General features: G+C 36.8%; 17 protein-coding genes. 7 read left to right on the forward strand and 10 right to left on the reverse strand.

Annotation, left to right across the window (positions count from 1 at the left end; all coding sequences use genetic code 11):
- Nucleotides 1-642 precede the first annotated feature (642 nt).
- From H4J38_RS14810 to H4J38_RS14820, 3 genes are read right to left on the reverse strand one after another with little or no spacing between them, the layout of a single operon-like run.
- Entirely contained in the window at nt 643-1,398 is a 756-nt protein-coding gene (locus H4J38_RS14810; RefSeq protein WP_182132898.1) for a TIGR04219 family outer membrane beta-barrel protein, read from the reverse strand.
- Nucleotides 1,399-1,404: 6 nt separating this feature from the next.
- On the reverse strand, nt 1,405-2,397 hold the full coding sequence (locus H4J38_RS14815) for a DUF2333 family protein (protein WP_182132900.1): 993 nt from the start codon (nt 2,395-2,397) through the stop codon (nt 1,405-1,407).
- 8 nt (nt 2,398-2,405) lie between these two features.
- Nucleotides 2,406-2,876, reverse strand: coding sequence for a copper chaperone PCu(A)C (locus tag H4J38_RS14820; protein WP_182132902.1), 471 nt, complete (start codon nt 2,874-2,876; stop codon nt 2,406-2,408).
- Nucleotides 2,877-2,945: 69 nt separating this feature from the next.
- Between H4J38_RS14820 and H4J38_RS14825 the strand changes: the two genes are divergently transcribed.
- Nucleotides 2,946-3,683, forward strand: a complete 738-nt coding sequence (locus H4J38_RS14825; protein WP_182132904.1) for an enoyl-CoA hydratase — start codon at nt 2,946-2,948, stop codon at nt 3,681-3,683.
- A gap of 181 nt (nt 3,684-3,864) precedes the next feature.
- Here the strand turns inward: H4J38_RS14825 and H4J38_RS14830 are convergent, their stop codons facing one another.
- The 7 genes from H4J38_RS14830 to H4J38_RS14860 all read right to left on the reverse strand — a co-directional run bounded on the left by H4J38_RS14830 (nt 3,865) and on the right by H4J38_RS14860 (nt 9,272).
- Nucleotides 3,865-4,203: a hypothetical protein gene (locus H4J38_RS14830; RefSeq protein WP_182132906.1), complete on the reverse strand. Its 339-nt coding sequence runs from the start codon at nt 4,201-4,203 to the stop codon at nt 3,865-3,867.
- Nucleotides 4,204-4,242: 39 nt separating this feature from the next.
- Nucleotides 4,243-4,455 (reverse strand): PspC domain-containing protein, encoded by a 213-nt coding sequence (locus H4J38_RS14835; RefSeq protein ID WP_182132908.1) that lies wholly within the window; start codon nt 4,453-4,455, stop codon nt 4,243-4,245.
- A 155-nt stretch (nt 4,456-4,610) separates the two neighbouring features.
- Entirely contained in the window at nt 4,611-5,273 is a 663-nt protein-coding gene (gene pspA, locus H4J38_RS14840) for a phage shock protein PspA (protein ID WP_182132910.1), read from the reverse strand.
- A 13-nt stretch (nt 5,274-5,286) separates the two neighbouring features.
- Nucleotides 5,287-5,571 carry a hypothetical protein gene (locus H4J38_RS14845; protein WP_182132912.1) on the reverse strand — a complete coding sequence of 95 codons (285 nt, stop codon included), beginning with the start codon at nt 5,569-5,571 and terminating at the stop codon, nt 5,287-5,289.
- 366 nt (nt 5,572-5,937) lie between these two features.
- Nucleotides 5,938-6,801 (reverse strand): sulfurtransferase, encoded by an 864-nt coding sequence (locus tag H4J38_RS14850; protein WP_182132914.1) that lies wholly within the window; start codon nt 6,799-6,801, stop codon nt 5,938-5,940.
- A 701-nt stretch (nt 6,802-7,502) separates the two neighbouring features.
- Nucleotides 7,503-8,489 (reverse strand): tRNA dihydrouridine(20/20a) synthase DusA, encoded by a 987-nt coding sequence (gene dusA, locus H4J38_RS14855; protein WP_182132916.1) that lies wholly within the window; start codon nt 8,487-8,489, stop codon nt 7,503-7,505.
- 234 nt (nt 8,490-8,723) lie between these two features.
- Complete coding sequence (locus H4J38_RS14860) at nt 8,724-9,272, reverse strand: hypothetical protein (protein ID WP_182132918.1); 549 nt, start codon at nt 9,270-9,272, stop codon at nt 8,724-8,726.
- Nucleotides 9,273-9,629: 357 nt separating this feature from the next.
- Here H4J38_RS14860 and H4J38_RS14865 point away from each other — a divergent pair, with 357 nt between their 5' ends.
- The 6 genes from H4J38_RS14865 to H4J38_RS14890 all read left to right on the forward strand — a co-directional run bounded on the left by H4J38_RS14865 (nt 9,630) and on the right by H4J38_RS14890 (nt 16,149).
- On the forward strand, nt 9,630-11,096 hold the full coding sequence (locus H4J38_RS14865; protein WP_182132920.1) for a methyl-accepting chemotaxis protein: 1,467 nt from the start codon (nt 9,630-9,632) through the stop codon (nt 11,094-11,096).
- Complete coding sequence (locus H4J38_RS14870) at nt 11,080-11,598, forward strand: DUF6436 domain-containing protein (RefSeq protein WP_182132922.1); 519 nt, start codon at nt 11,080-11,082, stop codon at nt 11,596-11,598. Before H4J38_RS14865 ends, H4J38_RS14870 begins: the two co-directional genes overlap by 17 nt.
- A gap of 266 nt (nt 11,599-11,864) precedes the next feature.
- Nucleotides 11,865-14,231, forward strand: a complete 2,367-nt coding sequence (locus H4J38_RS14875) for a M1 family metallopeptidase (protein ID WP_182132924.1) — start codon at nt 11,865-11,867, stop codon at nt 14,229-14,231.
- A complete protein-coding gene (locus H4J38_RS14880; protein ID WP_182132926.1) occupies nt 14,231-14,731 on the forward strand; it encodes a DUF6702 family protein in 501 nt (166 codons plus the stop codon). The genes H4J38_RS14875 and H4J38_RS14880 overlap by 1 nt, the downstream gene beginning before the upstream one ends.
- Nucleotides 14,732-14,808: 77 nt before the next feature.
- The gene (locus H4J38_RS14885) at nt 14,809-15,273 is read left to right on the forward strand and encodes a chemotaxis protein CheX (protein WP_182132928.1); all 465 of its coding nucleotides are present in this window, start codon (nt 14,809-14,811) and stop codon (nt 15,271-15,273) included.
- Between the two features lie 291 nt (nt 15,274-15,564).
- On the forward strand, nt 15,565-16,149 hold the full coding sequence (locus H4J38_RS14890) for a TetR/AcrR family transcriptional regulator (protein WP_259365530.1): 585 nt from the start codon (nt 15,565-15,567) through the stop codon (nt 16,147-16,149).
- Nucleotides 16,150-16,510 lie beyond the last annotated feature (361 nt).

Here is a 16,510-nt window from a genome sequence, read left to right on the forward strand (position 1 = left end):
AATGAAATAAGGCCGCACTTAAGTTTGGCAATGAAAACACCAAACCAAGTGCACAAAAAAGACCAGAAGCTTAAGCCACTGGCCTTTCATTAAAACCGTCAACATATTCTAGGACGGGACATTCTTTTTGATCATATACGTTGAAATGCTTTCCTTTCTCCGCACACCAATATAGAACTTCCCGCGTTATTAATGGTAATTGCTTCTTCTTTAATTAATATACAGCCGACTTAGAAGTATTAAAGGGTTCGCCACAGCTGATGCTACTGGCTGATGTAAAACCCAGTACTTAATTTATATAGATCCAATATTTGCTGTGTTATCTACTCAGGCGTTGTCACTACAAATATCACCCCGATGGAATTCCATATCTAATCAATACACTAAAATAACCTAACAATAATTTAGTAAGGCTAAGGATTAAGCACAAGGCGTTGACTGAGAAATAACTAACTATTGAGTTAGATGCCTAGTGAAATAGATAGTGATAATCTGTAAGGATGTGAAGATACTTATCTGGACAAGTAAATGCCCTTCAGTGCTATCAAAGTCATTAAACTAGCTAATAGTTATAAATTGCAGATAATAAAAAAGCAGGGCTGATTTCTCAGGCCTGCTTTATCTAAACACTAACGTTAACCGTTAGAAATGAATAGTGGTACCAAGAAATACACCGTCAAATTCAATGTTGGTATATAAATCATTTAAGTCGTCTAACTCTAACTTAACGGCACGGTAACCAGCATTAATGTTTACATCAACCGCTAGGTTATCAATTAACTCGTAGCTCACGCCTACTTCATAGTCGTATAGTGTATGATCATCAATTGATAAAAAGTTACCTTGCGCGTATAGGTTCAAACCCGTTAAAGGTAGACCGACATTAGTTCTAACGTATAGCATAGGCACAATATCAGTTACGGAAACAGTGCCTGATTGTGAAACAGAGTCTGAGCTTGCTGACACAGTTACGTCACCATCAAAGTCACGGCCTGTTAAACCAATATCAAATGATACTAGGTCGTTATCAAATAATTCATAATAGAGTGTGTAATCTAAATAACTAACGTTAAAGTCAGCGTTTACATTAGTATCTTCGTTAAAAGTTTTTCCATCAAATTCGAAATCAGTCTTAAGTGTTGTGTTGCCTTCAGTTTCGAGTGACGTAGAGCTAATGCGTACATTTGGAATTAATGCCAATGGATGTTCAAAAGCAATAAAAAAACTGTTTTGTTTTTTATCCGCTAAATTAAAATCAATCTGTGAACTGCCATCGCCAAATGTTCCAGAAGCTTGGTTGTCCCATATTTGACCACCCAAATAGATACCTAAAGCATCAGCTTGAACATTAGTTGATAAAATCGATGCAAGTGTTACTACTAGCGCTAGTTTTTTCATGTTTTATTACCCTTGACTCAATAAGTCGTTTAAATCGATCAGTGCTGCATTTGCACGTGATATATAATTAGCCATTACTAAAGAATGATTTGCGAGCATACCAAAGCCATCGCCATTTAAAACCATAGGGCTCCAAATTGGCTCTTGGCTTGCTTCCAGTTCGCGAATAATTTGTTGTACGCTAACTTTAGCATTTTTCTGTTCTAGTACATCATTAAAGTCTATTTCGATTGCTTTTAAGAAGTGCAATAAGGCCCAACAAGCACCACGCGCTTCATAAAATTCATTATCTATTGCCCACCAACTTGTTTTCAATTGCATGCTCGAAGCGCTAGATGTTGACTGTTTAGCCACACTATCGCCAGCAAGATCAACATTAATTTGCTCACGGCCAACACTGGCACTTAATCGTTGTGAATAACTACCTAAACGTTTGGTTGCTTCTTGGATCCAAGCGCGTAAATTATCAGAACGTGCGTAAAACTGGGCGGATTGATTATTGACCTGAGTCAATGCCGTTCTGTAGGCATATAACTCATTAATGGCTTTTTGATATTCACCTTCAGCGCTAGGAATAGCCCAACTGGTGTGATCAATGTTGAGTTGCGGTTGTGCAACTTTCAAGTTTTTATTTTCAGCTGACTGAGACTGCGACCGACTAAATTCTTGACGCATTACCAGCGACATATCTCTGACCATTTCAAGCACGCCAAATTCCCATGCAGGGATGTTATCTAAAAACACCGATGGTGGAAGAGCATCATTAGCCAAATAACCACCTGGCTTATTCAATAGCGTTTCGGTTACGCGAATTAATGCTGTTGTTGTGGTGTAACCCACAACAGGGGAAACGTTTTCTGTCGCTGCTGCTTTGGTAACTTCGGCACGAATATCAAACTTTTCAGGCTCAAAACTCCAATAAACACCCAGTAAATACAGCATAAAAAATAGCGTTAAAAACCCTAAAATGACAGCTTTTGTTGAAATATTAACCTTCATAACTACTCCTAATGATTGTGGTGCTTTTTCTGCTTAAGGCCCTGAACAGCATAATTTACATCAATGCTAGATTTATTGTCAAAATGTAGCGTTATGATAATGTTTTCTTTGGCTTTTAAGGGCTGCTTTAAATCAAAAATCATTAAATGAAAACCTGCGGGCTGAAATTCGGTACTACTTTGTGCTGAAACGTCTACATAATCGCGTTGACGCATACGCATTAAGCCATTAGCCATGGTATGTTGATGAATTTCAATCCGCTCACTTACCACACTAGACGCTGCAATAAGTCGAATATTTTTTTGTGATAAATTTTTTATTGTCATATAAGCCGAAGAAATAGATGTTCCGGGAATACTTTCCCTAGCATAGCCATTTTCCACTAACACTTCGGTGCTCTGACTTGCAAACCCTACATTGGTCAAAGCACTACTCACAAATAAAACCAGTAAAATTACCGATGAAAATAGATTCCTCATAAGCTGCTATACATCCTTTTTTATCCATATTATGATTCTTAATTACTATTGTAACTAAGCTTGAACGAAATGGATAACTTAATTATTTCAAATGAACACAATGGTGTTCTTCTCATTTGTATTAATCGACTCGATAAAAAAAACGCCTTAAACAACGATATGTACATAGAACTGTGCCGTTTGTTTACGCTTGCTAATGCAAGTGATGATATTCGCTGCGTACTTATCCAAGGTGATGAAAAATGTTTTTGTGCTGGTAATGACCTACATGACTTTATTAAGTGTAGCGAAAGTGGCGACTTAGCAGCATTCGATTTAATAAAAGCCCTTGCTTCGCTAGAAAAACCCTTAGTAGCCGCGGTTGCAGGTCCTGCTGTTGGCATAGGTACCACATTACTTTTACATTGTGACATGGTTTATGCCGCCAACAACGCTAAGTTTAAATTACCGTTTACCCAACTAGGTTTATGTCCTGAAGCCGGTTCAAGTTTATTATTACCTTTGCGCATTGGCCACAACAGAGCTTTTGAGCTGTTAGTTTTAGGCAAAATGTTCACCGCTGAAAATGCGCTCGACTATGGTTTAATTAATGAGATTTGCCCTACTGATGAGTTACTCGCAACCGCTTTAAATACAGCTCAAAACATAGCGAAATTACCGCTAGACTCTTTGCTCACCAGTAGAAAACTAATGAAAGCCCACACCACAACAGTATTATCACAAGTGATGGAAAACGAAGCGGAGCAATTTAAACGTTTAGTTAATACTGATGAGTGTAAAACTATTTTAGCGAGTTTTTTCAAATAGTTGTAGTACAAAAAAATTTAACCACTGAGGGTAAAGTCTATTACTTTCAGCTTTATTTTTGTTTTCTAATGACTATCCTGAACATTATAAATGTAAAGACTAAAGCCTTATTTATGGCTGTAAGTTATTTAAATTTAGCCCCCATACACTCTTCTCCATGACTTTAATATCAGCAGAAACATTAACAATGAACAGGTTTTTTATCTCGGGTTACTAACCAAATAACACCAGCAACTAACAATATCGGCCAAAATACACCAACCAATAACATAGCAAAGCCACCTAACAACAACATAGCAACAAAAATCAATGAACCAAATACACTCATGGCAATTGCTAAGGCAACTAATACAAGTAGCACCACCACTAATGCTGAGAAACTAATAGCTTTTAAAGGTTCAACCACTTGCTCATCCATATAAATATCAACATCAAGAAACTCAATAAAGCTGACACCTAAAACGTAAGTTAAAAACAGTGTGGCAAAAATTGCTAAAAATAGTGATTTAAAAAATGACATACCTTACTCCCCATAACTTATTCAAACGAACTTAATGTTTTATGCCTTAGTCGGTATTAACAAGGTTGCCACCAAATAAGCGACGCCAGTTGCAACAGGAAACATTAACAAGGCTAAAATAGCGCCAACTCTAACCGCTATACGAGGCAAATTGTAATGCTTGGCAATACCGCCACAAACCCCTGATAGTTTTTTATGTACTACGTCTTTAGTTAAGGTTTTATTTACTGAATACTCGCGATCATAACTCATGACTTACTCCTTGTGCCCAACCTGGGAACCTTTAAACATTAAATTAAAAATAAACACTAACAGTGCGCTAATAAAGAAACTAACCACGGGTGTTATAAACATAACACCAGCGATTATCCAAGATGAAGACGCCATGTTAATACCTGCTCAATCACTTAGCCGTTAGCTACTTTTTGCTTTAGCTGCTCAAGCTCTTGCTCAATATTTTCTTTATTTTCTAAGTCACGAAATTGGCTATCTAAATCTTTTGACGATGTCATATCATAGGCTTCAACTTCGGCTTCAACGCGGTCAATTTTTTGTTGATAACGCTCAAATTTATTAATCGCTTCGTCGATATTATGAATGACAGCTTTTTCGCGAACTTTCAAACGCACTTCTGCAGATTGTTGGCGTATTGCAAAGGCTTCTTGCTTGCGCTTTGCCTCAGTCAACTTATCTTGCAAACGTTGGCTATCTTGCTGAACAGCAGTTAAGTACTCATCAATTTGACTTAACGCTTCATTAAACTCAGTTAACTTTTGAGTACAATTTTGCTTTTCAACCAGTGCAGATTTCGCTAAGTCTTCACGACCCTTTGTTAAAGCAAGTTCAGCTTTATGCTGCCAATTTGTAACGCGACTTTCCATTTCGCGAATATTGCGTAAAACCGTTTTCTTTTCAGCAATATGTTTAGCCGCTGCCGAACGGACTTCAACTAGCGTTTCTTCCATTTCATTAATGATCAATTTGATCATCTTTTCTGGCTCTTCTGCTTTATCTAACATTGCGTTAATGTTGGCGTTAATAATGTCAGTGAATCTTGAAAACATGCCCATGGTATTTCTCCTATTAAGATTTTGGTTTTTGTTGGATTGATTTTTTTTGTTCTGAAATTGCAGCTAGCTCGTGAGTTTCCACAGTGCTGTAGCGCATTGAAAAACGGTTTAATTCGGCTTTGATTGAATGCGACAGTTCTGCTGATAAATCATGCAAAACTTTTTCTCCTTGAGCCTGTACCGTTGCTGCTAAACTTTGCTCTAAAGAAGCTTCTTGTGCAGTAGCAGTGATAGTAAATAGCAACGTACAAGATAATAAAACGGTGCTTAGTGCATTTTTACGTTGTGATAGTTTCATTATTAATATCCTTATGTAAGTAACACGAATCGTAAATATTTGACTCATCGTGTTGGTATCTGACATTACTATTACAAGTGCTGTGCCAACTGATAAATATTATTTAATTCATTGTTATTGTTATACTTTTAATAAAATCAATTCAGCACTTAAAATAAGACATAATATGTCGAGCTATAATTTGGTCAATATCTACACTAAAAATAGTGAAATTGACCAATGGAAATAGATTAGTTATTTGAGAGTTTTAAGAGAAGTTTGTCGCTAAATGCCTAGCGAATGAATTATTGAGTATGATTACGGCAACATAAATGATGCCGTGATAATAAGTAGGAAGGAGAGATCGTATGAATTAGCTTTTTGTTGTTAGCTAGAGGTTACAACTTCTGTATTAGGTAAAGAGCCCCACTCACTCCATGAGCCGTCGTATACGCGTACATCGTTACGTCCAACAATATCTGCAGCCAATGCCAACACACAAGCGGTAACGCCTGAACCACAGCTCATGATCATCGCTTGGTTATTTACGTTAATATCATTAAAAATTTCTGCCAGTTCGCTTGCAGGCTTAAGCAGCCCTTGATTAAACAAGTCGTTGTAAGGGAGGTTTTTCGAATTGGGCATATGACCACTTCGCACGCCAGCTCGAGGTTCTGCGTCTAAGCCCTTAAAGCGGCGATTAGCCCGAGCATCTAGAATTAACTCTCCTTGCGAGCGTGTTTGCGCTTGTACTTCACGCCAATCACAAAAAAAGGCAACTGGCTCTTTCGCGACAAAATTTCCGATAATTTGCTGATAAGTATCATTAATAGCGATTGTTAATTCAGCCATGGGTTTTTTAAGTTTTAACCAATAAGGTAAACCACCATCTAAAACGGCAATATTTTTATGCCCCATCGCCCTAAACATATACCAAGCTCGTGCGGCAGAAAATAAACCTAAATCATCATAAACCACAATTTGGCTTTGCTGATTAATACCTAAGGCTTTTGCTGCTTTCTCGAAATGTATTGCTGATGGCATGGTGTGAGGTAAGTTACTAGCTAAATCAGAGAAATCTTGGTTTAAGTCAAAGCGGCGAGCGTTGGGGATACTATATTCAGGCCAACTATTTACAGCCTTAGCCATGCTTCCAACAGGTGGAATACTCGCGTCTAGTACCACAAGATCTTTACTGCCCAGGATAGCATGCAAATCTACACAGGAAATTAATTGCTGAAAATACGTCATAAGCTCGACCGAATACCAATGGCTTGTAAATATATTGCAAAATTAGCCGAGATCTTCGTGAAAGTACAGGATTTAACTGAAAGGATGCTGGTTAGCAAAAACCATGTTGAAATTTCAATTGCACATTTAATTTTTGCTGGAGCTTTATATGAAGAATTTTATAGCTTAAAGCGCCGTAACTCAGGCGTTCATTTAACCGCTAACTTTAAGCTTAAAGTACTAAAGCCTATTTACCTTGTTCTAATTCTAAACGAGCTACAATAAACGAGGTTGCCAGTAAACAAACACCGGGCAACATAAACAAAGTAAATAACATGGTTAAACTTGGCATTGCATCAATCCTTTTAAGCCGTTTATAGCGCTATATTTTAAAAGTGTTACTAATTAAGTTGCATAAACACTTACAAAGGTTGTGCCAAGGATCAAATAAAAACTTAGGTCATTGTTTTAATAACAAATTTAACTTTTAAAAAATAAGAAAACAGACTCGAAGAATATCGATATAACTGTGATGTGGTTAAATTTACTACTTTATAGTGAGATTTGTGCAAAACCATCAACATAGTTAAAAATAATATTAAAATGATAAAAAAGTCCCGAAATCGAGACATTATTGTCCGATTCCGAGACTGTTATAAATTTGAGTAGCACTGAACTTACGCTATAAAAATGCTAAGTTCAGTCTTAACCAGAGTTTAAAGCTAGATTACTTTTATCTCCGGGTTAAGCTGTAATACTTTAGCAAAAGCTTGTTGCAATACTTCTCCCCCTACATTTTCGCCATTAGCATTTTCACTCAAATAACGACGAAATTGTTTCGCGCCTGCTAAACCATTGCATAAGCCTAACATGTGCCTTGCTACATGCCAGGCACGGCCGCCATTGGCGACATGACGGTCAACATATTCAATCATTTCATTAAGCACGGCTTGGCGTGATTTAATCTCAACACCAGCTTGCCAGATTTCATTGTCAGCTTCGGTTAGCATATAAGGATTTTGGTAAATTTCGCGGCCAATCATCACACCATCAATATGCTGCATGTGTTCATTCGCTTGTGCAAACGTTGTTATACCGCCATTAATTGAAATATCTAACTGTTGGAAATCTTGTTTAAGTTGATATACCCGCTGGTAATCAAGTGGTGGAATATCTCTGTTTTGTTTTGGGCTTAAACCACTTAACCAAGCTTTACGGGCATGAATAATAAAATGCTGGCAGCCTGCTGCGCTTACAGTTGTTAAAAATTGCTGCAAAAATTCATAACTGTCTAGATCATCAATACCAATACGAGATTTTACTGTGGTTGGTATTGTAGTGGCGTTTTGCATACTAGCGACACAATCAGCAACAAGTTGTGGTTCAGCCATCAAGCAAGCACCAAACTTACCATTTTGCACACGATCAGACGGACAACCCACATTAATATTGATTTCATCGTAACCTTGTTGCTCAGCAATTTTTGCACACTCGGTCATGGCATTTACATCACTACCACCAAGCTGCAACACCAATGGATGCTCTTCTTCGTTATAGGCTAAGTAATTACCTTTACCGTGCAATATGGCGCCAGTAGTGACCATTTCGGTATAAAGCACGGTTTGCTTAGACATTACGCGATAAAAATAACGGCAATGGCGATCAGTCCAATCGAGCATTGGGGCAATAGAAAGTTTGTGTGAGATCATAAAGTTATAAAAAACCTTTAAGTTTAAAGCGAATATAGTTGTGGATAAGGACAACTGAAATATCCGCCAATTATAAAGGCTTTGGGGATGCTAAACAAAAGAAATAATATCAAGCGAATGTAATGATAAATCCAATAACTTGATGTTTTTGAATTATGCACAACAAAGCAAAGTTTAACCATTGAACTAAGTTAAATTATTTCTCGGACCAGAGAGGAATCAGGAAGTTAATGCTTAAGCTACTTTGCACTCATTTAGTTTAATGCTTAATTCTTCATTAGACTTACCCAATATCGCAATATCAGCCATTGCTATGTCTAACTCAGCTTGAAGCGCCAACATTTTACTTATTGCTGATATTTTATCGGCCTGCGAAGCAGCTTCACGTGCTTTTACTTTAGCTAATTGTGCTTTGGTTTCTTCCAGCAACGCCAATAATCGCTCTACATCTTTATTCTCTTTAAATACTTGGTCGCTGCCTATTTTAGCTTCAATGGGTTCATCTGCCTCAATAAACTGATCGGTTTTATTAAGGAAATAAAGTAAGGATAAACGGAGGATAAAAAATAAAAATGTTAAAAATAAAACAACCGCATATTGAAAAGAGTGTTCAGCTAATGCTGTACTTAACCTATCGCTAAAACCAGTATTACTGGCAGCAAAAGTAATAAAAACTTGATGGTGCCAAGCGATTGATATTAAGAAATATACCAAGAAAAAGTTTGGCGCTTTATTTTGTGCTCGATTAAAAACCAGCACTGATTTGATAAACTTTGAAAACATAAAAATCCTTTTTTATAAATACTACTGTCTACTATTTGTAAATAAAACATTAAGTTCGGCTATTTTATTACTGCAAAAACAATCAGTAAAGCTATATTCGCTAAATATTAGGATACGCTAGTATTATTTAAGTGTTAGTGCTTGTCTTCGCTAAGTTTATAAAGCTGTTGAGTCGCTTGTGTGGATTATAATTCTGATTGTCAAAATTATTGAAGTGTTTTAATATAATTAATGTACCTAGTACTTGTCATTACTAAGCTACAATTAACCCCATAAAACCTAATATACTGACACTCGAGGCAGTGCCGCATAGGTTTATTAATAATAAACACTATTCTCTTCAATTTTAGGGTCGTTATGAATACAACTAACAAAATTTTTATATATTTACTTAGTGCATTGTTTATCGAAAGTTTATTTTTATCTTTCTTTTATGATTCGTATTTACCGACTTTTATTATTGGTTTGCCAGCATTGCTTGTACCGCTGTTCTTTAATCAAACAGCGCCTAATTTGGCAATAACTCGACATGTATCCGCAATCGCCCTCATGATATTCGCCGCACTGCATATTCATCAAACAAACGGTTTGATAGAAGCGCATTTTGAAGTGTTCATTTTAATGGCCTTTTTAATTATCTATCAAGATTGGCGAGTGTTTATTACCGCACTTTTAGTTGTGGTAATACACCATGTTTCTTTTTATATTTTACAAACCAACAACTTCAGTGTTTTTGTATTCACCCAAGATAGGCTTGCCTCTTCAACTGTGGTAATTCATGCGGTATACGCTTCAGCAGAGGCTCTTATCGCGGGCTACATTGCAAACATGATGGCAAAAGTAAATAGAATTGGACAAGAGTTAGCACGAGTGACCAAAAAGCTGACTTTAGATTCACACGCTATTGATTTAAATATAAATACAGATGCACAAGACGATAGTACATTACTATCATTTAACGATTTACTGGCACTATTATCTCGTGTCATTGGTAGTGTCAAAGCGCAAGTAATAGAACTGAAAAGTAACTCGCAGAAGCTTATTGAAACTAAAGTAGATCTAGAGGATTCGTCAAAACAAAGGCACCTAGAAACTGATGCAATCGCAACATCTGCAGAAAAATTGTCGGTAATTGTGAGATCAATTTCTGAAGAAACAAATTTATTAAATACTCAAATGCAAGAAGCAAGTAATTATACTAAAGCCACCAATGAAGATATTGTTGAAATTAATAATCACAATAAAAACTTAACAGTTGCACTAGAAAAAACCAGTGAGCAAGTTACTGAATTAGCTAACTCCACTGATGCAATCTCTAATGTTTTATCTGAAATCACCAGTATTGCCGATCAAACCAACTTATTAGCATTAAATGCCGCAATTGAGGCCGCAAGAGCTGGCGAGCAGGGTCGAGGGTTTGCTGTTGTTGCCGACGAAGTAAGAGCCTTAGCAAATAGAACCAAAGAAAGTACAGATAAAATTGGCGCGACTTTAGGTATTCTTCAAACTTATTCGCAATCTACCACTGACTCTATGGGCAGCAGTTTGAAAATAGTTCAATCGGTTATTGATAGTGCTAGCAATGCTGAAGGTAAAATAGTTAAAGCCTCTAACTTAGTTGCACAAGTAAGTGCTGTATCGATAAATGTTGCCGCTGCTGTTGAGCACCAAGCAGCAACAACTAGCGATATAGCTAAAAGCGTAGAGATACTGAAAAGTACAGTTCAATCTGATATTAAAAAGATTAAAATATTAGACCAAGAGTCTATTAAGCTTTGCCAAAGCGCTATGGATATGGAAAATAATATTGCACGTTTTAAATAATAAAATAACCAAAACTCAATTTTCTATCGTTTTTATTTGGCTATGTATAACGGTTGCGGGATTTGCTTATTTTATTGATAGTAGACTTGTTAGTTTTAATGTCGACAATAAATTAAGTGGTTTAGCGCATCAACAACTTGCGAGTTCATTAAAGCAGTATATTGAACCAACAGCGAATAATACAGTTTTGCATTTTTATCAAACAGACTGCGAGTGTCAGCAATATAGTGAAGGTCATATTCAAGACATTAACAATATTGCTAACGATAACAATTTCAGTATAAAAAATATTGATATTAAAGATCATCTGCTTGTTCCTGTAACGCCATCAGTCGCCATTTTAAACAACCTGGGTGAAGTTGTTTATTTTGGCCCCTACGGTGAAGGATTAGCCTGCTCACAAACCTCAGGTTACGCTCAAACCATATTAAATAATTTTCTAAATGGCTATTCTGCCAACCTCATCATTAAAGAGGCCAAAGGCTGTTACTGTAAAGTGTAGAGCTACATACTAGCTCAATTTTATATCCTGTTCTCTACATTGGATCACAGCAATATTTCAGCGTTTGAAAACATCAAATAACTCATTAGAAATAAACTCAGTTAAGCGTGCTAATTTATGTAAGCTACTTTAATGCGCTAACAACTTAACGTGTTTATTCTGCTCTTTATCGCATATTTCGTCTTGTCAGCCAAACCTATTGGCTAAAAATGTTATAAAGCGTGATTAATAAAAAAATCACTCAGTTTATATTCATCAGGAAAATCATGAAATATTCAATTAAATCAGCCTTACTTTGTGTTTGTGTTGCTGCTAGTGGCCACGCTTTAGCAAAAAACAGCATCAGTGACGATAAGTTTCGTCAGCTAGAAGAGAACTTACCAACGCCAAATACTTACCGTACGGCGTCTGGTGCACCGGGTCATCAATACTGGCAACAAGATGTTGATTACAAAATTGATATTACTTTAGATGACGAAAAACAAACGTTGTCAGGCAACGAGACTATTGATTACACCAATAATTCTCCTGATACTTTACGTTACTTATGGCTGCAGTTAGACCAAAATAAATTAGCTGATAACGCGGGTGCCAAAACAACACGTACTGCGCCAAAGAAAAAAATTACTTATAGCGGTTTACGCAATGTTATTCAAACAGACGAATTTCAGGGTGGTTATGAGATTACCAAGGTTACCGGTTCAAACGGCAAAGCATTAAGTTATGTCATTAATGGCACTATGATGCGCATTGACTTGCCAAAAGCACTTAAATCAGGTGATAGCGTAGAGCTAAATATTAATTGGAACTACCAATTACACGAACAAAAAGTATTAGGTGGCCGCTCAGGCTACGAATATTTTAAAGAAGACGACAACTACCTTTATGAAATTGCTAGCTGGTTCCCTCGTGCCGCAGCTTATTATGACGTAATGGGTTGGCAAAATAAGCAATTTATTGGTAGCGGTGAATTCACCTTAGAATTTGGTGATTATGACGTTAGCATTACTGTGCCTGCTGATCACGTTGTTGCAGCAACCGGTGTTTTACAAAATCCGAAAGACGTATTAACAAAAACTCAACGTGATCGTTTAGCAAAAGCGAAGAAAGCTGATAAGCCAGTATTAATTATTACGCCTGAAGAAGCTTTAGAAAACGAAAAATCTCGAGCCACTAAAACCAAAACATGGGAATTTGAAGCGAAAAACGTACGTGACTTTGCTTTTGCCTCAAGTCGTAAATTCATTTGGGATGCACAGGGCTATAAAGGCGGTAAAACCGACACTATGGCGATGTCGTATTATCCGAATGAAGGTAATCCGTTATGGGAAAAATACTCTACTGAGTCAATAATCCATACTATGGAGCAATATAATAAGTATACCTTTGCTTATCCTTACCCTGTTTCCATCTCGGTAAATGGCCCTGTTGGCGGTATGGAATATCCGATGATCACTTTCAACGGCCCGCGCCCGACACTAGATAAAGAAACCGGTGAAAAAACCTATTCTCGCAGAACTAAATATGGCCTTATTGGCGTTATTATTCATGAAGTGGGACACAACTATTTTCCAATGATTGTTAACTCGGACGAACGTCAGTGGACTTGGATGGATGAAGGTTTAAATACTTTTCTACAATTTGTTGCTGAACAAGCATGGGAAGAAGGTTACCCTTCTCGTCGTGGCGATGCCGCTAATATTACCAGTTACATGAAAAGTGATAACCAAGTGCCAATTATGACCAACTCAGAGTCAATTTTGCAATTTGGTAACAACGCTTACGGTAAGCCAGCAACGGCATTAAATATTTTGCGTGAAACCGTAATGGGCCGTGAATTGTTTGATTTTGCTTTTAAAGAATATGCCCAACGTTGGAAGTTTAAACGCCCTACCCCTGCTGACTTTTTCCGTACCATGGAAGACGCCTCAGGCATTGATTTAGACTGGTTCTGGCGTGGTTGGTTCTACACTACAGATCATGTTGATATTGCCTTAGGTAATATTCATTTATACCGTCCAAATAGCCAAAACCCTGATACTGAAGAAGCCTGGGAACGTGCTTTAGAGAACGAAAAACCAGATTTTATCAGTAAGGTTCGTAATAAAGGCCAATGGGTTCGAACTGATGACAAACCTCAATTGTTAGATTTTTACAACGAGCATGACCAGTTTACAGCCACCAACAAAGCGCGTAATAAATATAACAAAAGCACTGCAAAACTAGAGCAATGGCAAAAAGACTTACTTGTTGACGAAAGAAACTTCTACATTATTGATTTTGAAAATAAAGGTGGCTTAGTTATGCCAATTATTTTAGCGGTAACTTATGCTGACAATACAGTAGAACGAGTAACATTACCGGCTGAAATTTGGCGTCGCAACAGCAAAGTAGTCTCCAAACTATTGGTTCGTGAAAAAGAAATAACAGCCATCGCAATTGACCCTAACTGGGAAACGGCCGATGTAGATGTTAGTAACAACTACTGGCCAGCACGTCCAATTAAGTCGCGCTTTGACTTATACAAACGTAAGAAAAAAGACATGATGCGCGATTACAATGTTGAATTGAAAAGTGCTGATGACAAAGAAGAGAAAAAGACAGAAGACAATGCCGAGGCTGAACAGCAATAATGTTGTTAAGCCTAGCTAAACGCTTTTTGGTTTTGCTATTGTGTGGGCTAGCCGCAAATGCGGTTGCCCACCGCTACTTTTTTAGCATTACCGATTTATCGTTAAATGATCGTACTCAGTCAATTGAAGTTATTCATCAACTAACGGCTCACGACATCGACAACGCTATTGCACAAGCAAAGCAGATACACTTTTCTGTTGCTCATCCAGATTACGAAAACATTATTCGCCAATATGTTGAAGCAAATTTTCAACTGCATTATCAAGGCCAAGCAATATCATTAAACTGGGTTGGGCTTGAGGTAAACAAAGGTAATATTTTTATTTACCAAGAAACGAAATTTCATCATTCGCTCTTTGGACTAAAAATAACAAACACTTTGCTGACCAAAGAGTACGAAAAGCAAGTAAATACCGTTAATTTTAGTGATAGTAAGATAAAAGGTAGCCTAACTTTCAATAGATCAGTTACTATAAATCATATCGCAATTAATGATTAATATAGTTAGATTAAAGTTTGCCTATAAGTGCACCAAATCAAACAACTAAATTAAAATAAAAGCCTTTGGACACATTCATGAATGCAGAGTTTATTAACCCCTTTCTTTCTTCAATGCTTAACGTTATGTCAACCATGGCGCAAATGGATCTAACACCTGAAAAACCTCGTTTGAAAAAGAATGAAGTTGCAAAAGGTGATGTTTCAGGTTTAATTGGCATGGTAAGTGACCAAACTAAAGGTTCTTTATCTATTACGTTTGAAGGTAAGTTAGCACTTGCAACCATGAAAAAAATGGTCGGTGAAGGCCCTGATGAAATCAATGAAGAAATTACTGATTTAGTCGGTGAAATTACTAATATGGTTACCGGTGGCGCAAAACGTATGTTGAGTGAAAAAGGTATAGAGTTTGATATGGCGACGCCTATGGTAGTTTCTGGTCCTAACCACTCTATTCATCACATGGCTGACGGACCCATTGTTATTATTCCTCTTTCTTCTAAATACGGTAATGCCTATATTGAATTTAGTTTCGACAAATAACATCATTACATTAAATTAAACAGCCTCGTTTCAACGGGGCATTTTTATGCTCAAACCTATTTTATATGTATAGCTAATTATTAATATAATCTACTACCATGCATTAATTGTCCTCCGAGATATAGCCAAGCTATCGAAGCTGATTTTTCTTAATACCTCTACACTTTTTATCGGTTTGAACTTAAACGTACCATTAGGTACAATATAGATATTGAACATATATAAATGGTGGTTATTGTGGTTAGTGGACGCAAAAGAAAATTTGATGAACAAACGGCATTACAAGCTGCAATGGAAGTATTCTGGGCGAAAGGTTTTGTCGGCGCTTCTTTAGCTGACTTAACGAAAAGCATGAATATTAACAAGCCCAGTATGTATAGCGCTTTTGGTAATAAAGAAACATTATTTATTAAAGCGACTCAGCACTATATTGACAATAATATGCAAGCCCATCTTGGTGTTTTACTTGCGCCAGAATTGCCTTTAAAAACTCGTTTGAAAAATTATATGATGTCGATTGTCGGCATGCAATGTAGTACAGATCACCCCAAAGGTTGTTACCTTGTGCTTTGTCAATCTGAAGTAGCAGGCGGAGATATACCAGAACAAGCGACAAAGTTACTTCTTGAGATAGAATCCGCGCCAATTGCCTTGTTAAGTGATTTATTTAACACTGATAATGAAGCAATTACTTTAGGCTTAAATGAAAATGCAGCCAGTAACGCATTAACTTTATATACGGCATTAAAAGGCACTGCTGCAATGGCGCGCTCTAAAGTAACATCTACTGAATTAGAATTTGTTATTGATACAATTTTAGCCGGTGTATTTAACACCAGTAAAAATTACTCTACCCCAAAGGCTATCTTACAATAACCTGCTATTTTATCAGCCACTTGATTTTAGCCTTAAATATAGCTCGACTTTTATACCTAGCCCAAACTTGCGCTATGCGTTAAATATCGGCCGCCGATAGTTTTCATTCAATTGTTTTAACTACAGTTTATCTTAAAACACGTCCACCAAGTTATATCACTAAAGCTATAAGCTTACCGATAATAATTTTGCCTAAAAGCTATGTTTACTCACAATAAACTCATATTTTAGTTTAGCTGTTGACTTTTACATACCGATCGGTACAATATTTGATTTACTTACCGATCGGTATGTAAAATAAATTAGCAGCAGGTTGATTTGATTATTAACCATTACATTAAATTACAAAAAATTCGTGAAA

The sequence above is a fragment of the Colwellia sp. BRX10-3 genome (genome assembly GCF_014077505.1).
In the GTDB taxonomy this organism is placed as follows: Bacteria; Pseudomonadota; Gammaproteobacteria; order Enterobacterales; family Alteromonadaceae; genus Cognaticolwellia.

Bases quoted from the DNA above. Each gene is read 5' to 3' on its own strand.
- pspA (WP_182132910.1), bottom strand. From the start codon at position 5,273: ATGGGCATGTTTTCAAGATTCACTGACATTATTAACGCCAACATTAAC.
- H4J38_RS14810 (WP_182132898.1), bottom strand. From the start codon at position 1,398: ATGAAAAAACTAGCGCTAGTAGTAACACTTGCATCGATTTTATCAACT.
- H4J38_RS14885 (WP_182132928.1), top strand. From the start codon at position 14,809: ATGAATGCAGAGTTTATTAACCCCTTTCTTTCTTCAATGCTTAACGTT.
- H4J38_RS14860 (WP_182132918.1), bottom strand. From the start codon at position 9,272: ATGTTTTCAAAGTTTATCAAATCAGTGCTGGTTTTTAATCGAGCACAA.
- H4J38_RS14830 (WP_182132906.1), bottom strand. From the start codon at position 4,203: ATGTCATTTTTTAAATCACTATTTTTAGCAATTTTTGCCACACTGTTT.
- dusA (WP_182132916.1), bottom strand. From the start codon at position 8,489: ATGATCTCACACAAACTTTCTATTGCCCCAATGCTCGATTGGACTGAT.
- H4J38_RS14890 (WP_259365530.1), top strand. From the start codon at position 15,565: ATGGAAGTATTCTGGGCGAAAGGTTTTGTCGGCGCTTCTTTAGCTGAC.
- H4J38_RS14820 (WP_182132902.1), bottom strand. From the start codon at position 2,876: ATGAGGAATCTATTTTCATCGGTAATTTTACTGGTTTTATTTGTGAGT.
- H4J38_RS14875 (WP_182132924.1), top strand. From the start codon at position 11,865: ATGAAATATTCAATTAAATCAGCCTTACTTTGTGTTTGTGTTGCTGCT.
- H4J38_RS14850 (WP_182132914.1), bottom strand. From the start codon at position 6,801: ATGACGTATTTTCAGCAATTAATTTCCTGTGTAGATTTGCATGCTATC.
- H4J38_RS14880 (WP_182132926.1), top strand. From the start codon at position 14,231: ATGTTGTTAAGCCTAGCTAAACGCTTTTTGGTTTTGCTATTGTGTGGG.
- H4J38_RS14835 (WP_182132908.1), bottom strand. From the start codon at position 4,455: ATGAGTTATGATCGCGAGTATTCAGTAAATAAAACCTTAACTAAAGAC.
- H4J38_RS14815 (WP_182132900.1), bottom strand. From the start codon at position 2,397: ATGAAGGTTAATATTTCAACAAAAGCTGTCATTTTAGGGTTTTTAACG.
- H4J38_RS14825 (WP_182132904.1), top strand. From the start codon at position 2,946: ATGGATAACTTAATTATTTCAAATGAACACAATGGTGTTCTTCTCATT.
- H4J38_RS14865 (WP_182132920.1), top strand. From the start codon at position 9,630: ATGAATACAACTAACAAAATTTTTATATATTTACTTAGTGCATTGTTT.
- H4J38_RS14845 (WP_182132912.1), bottom strand. From the start codon at position 5,571: ATGAAACTATCACAACGTAAAAATGCACTAAGCACCGTTTTATTATCT.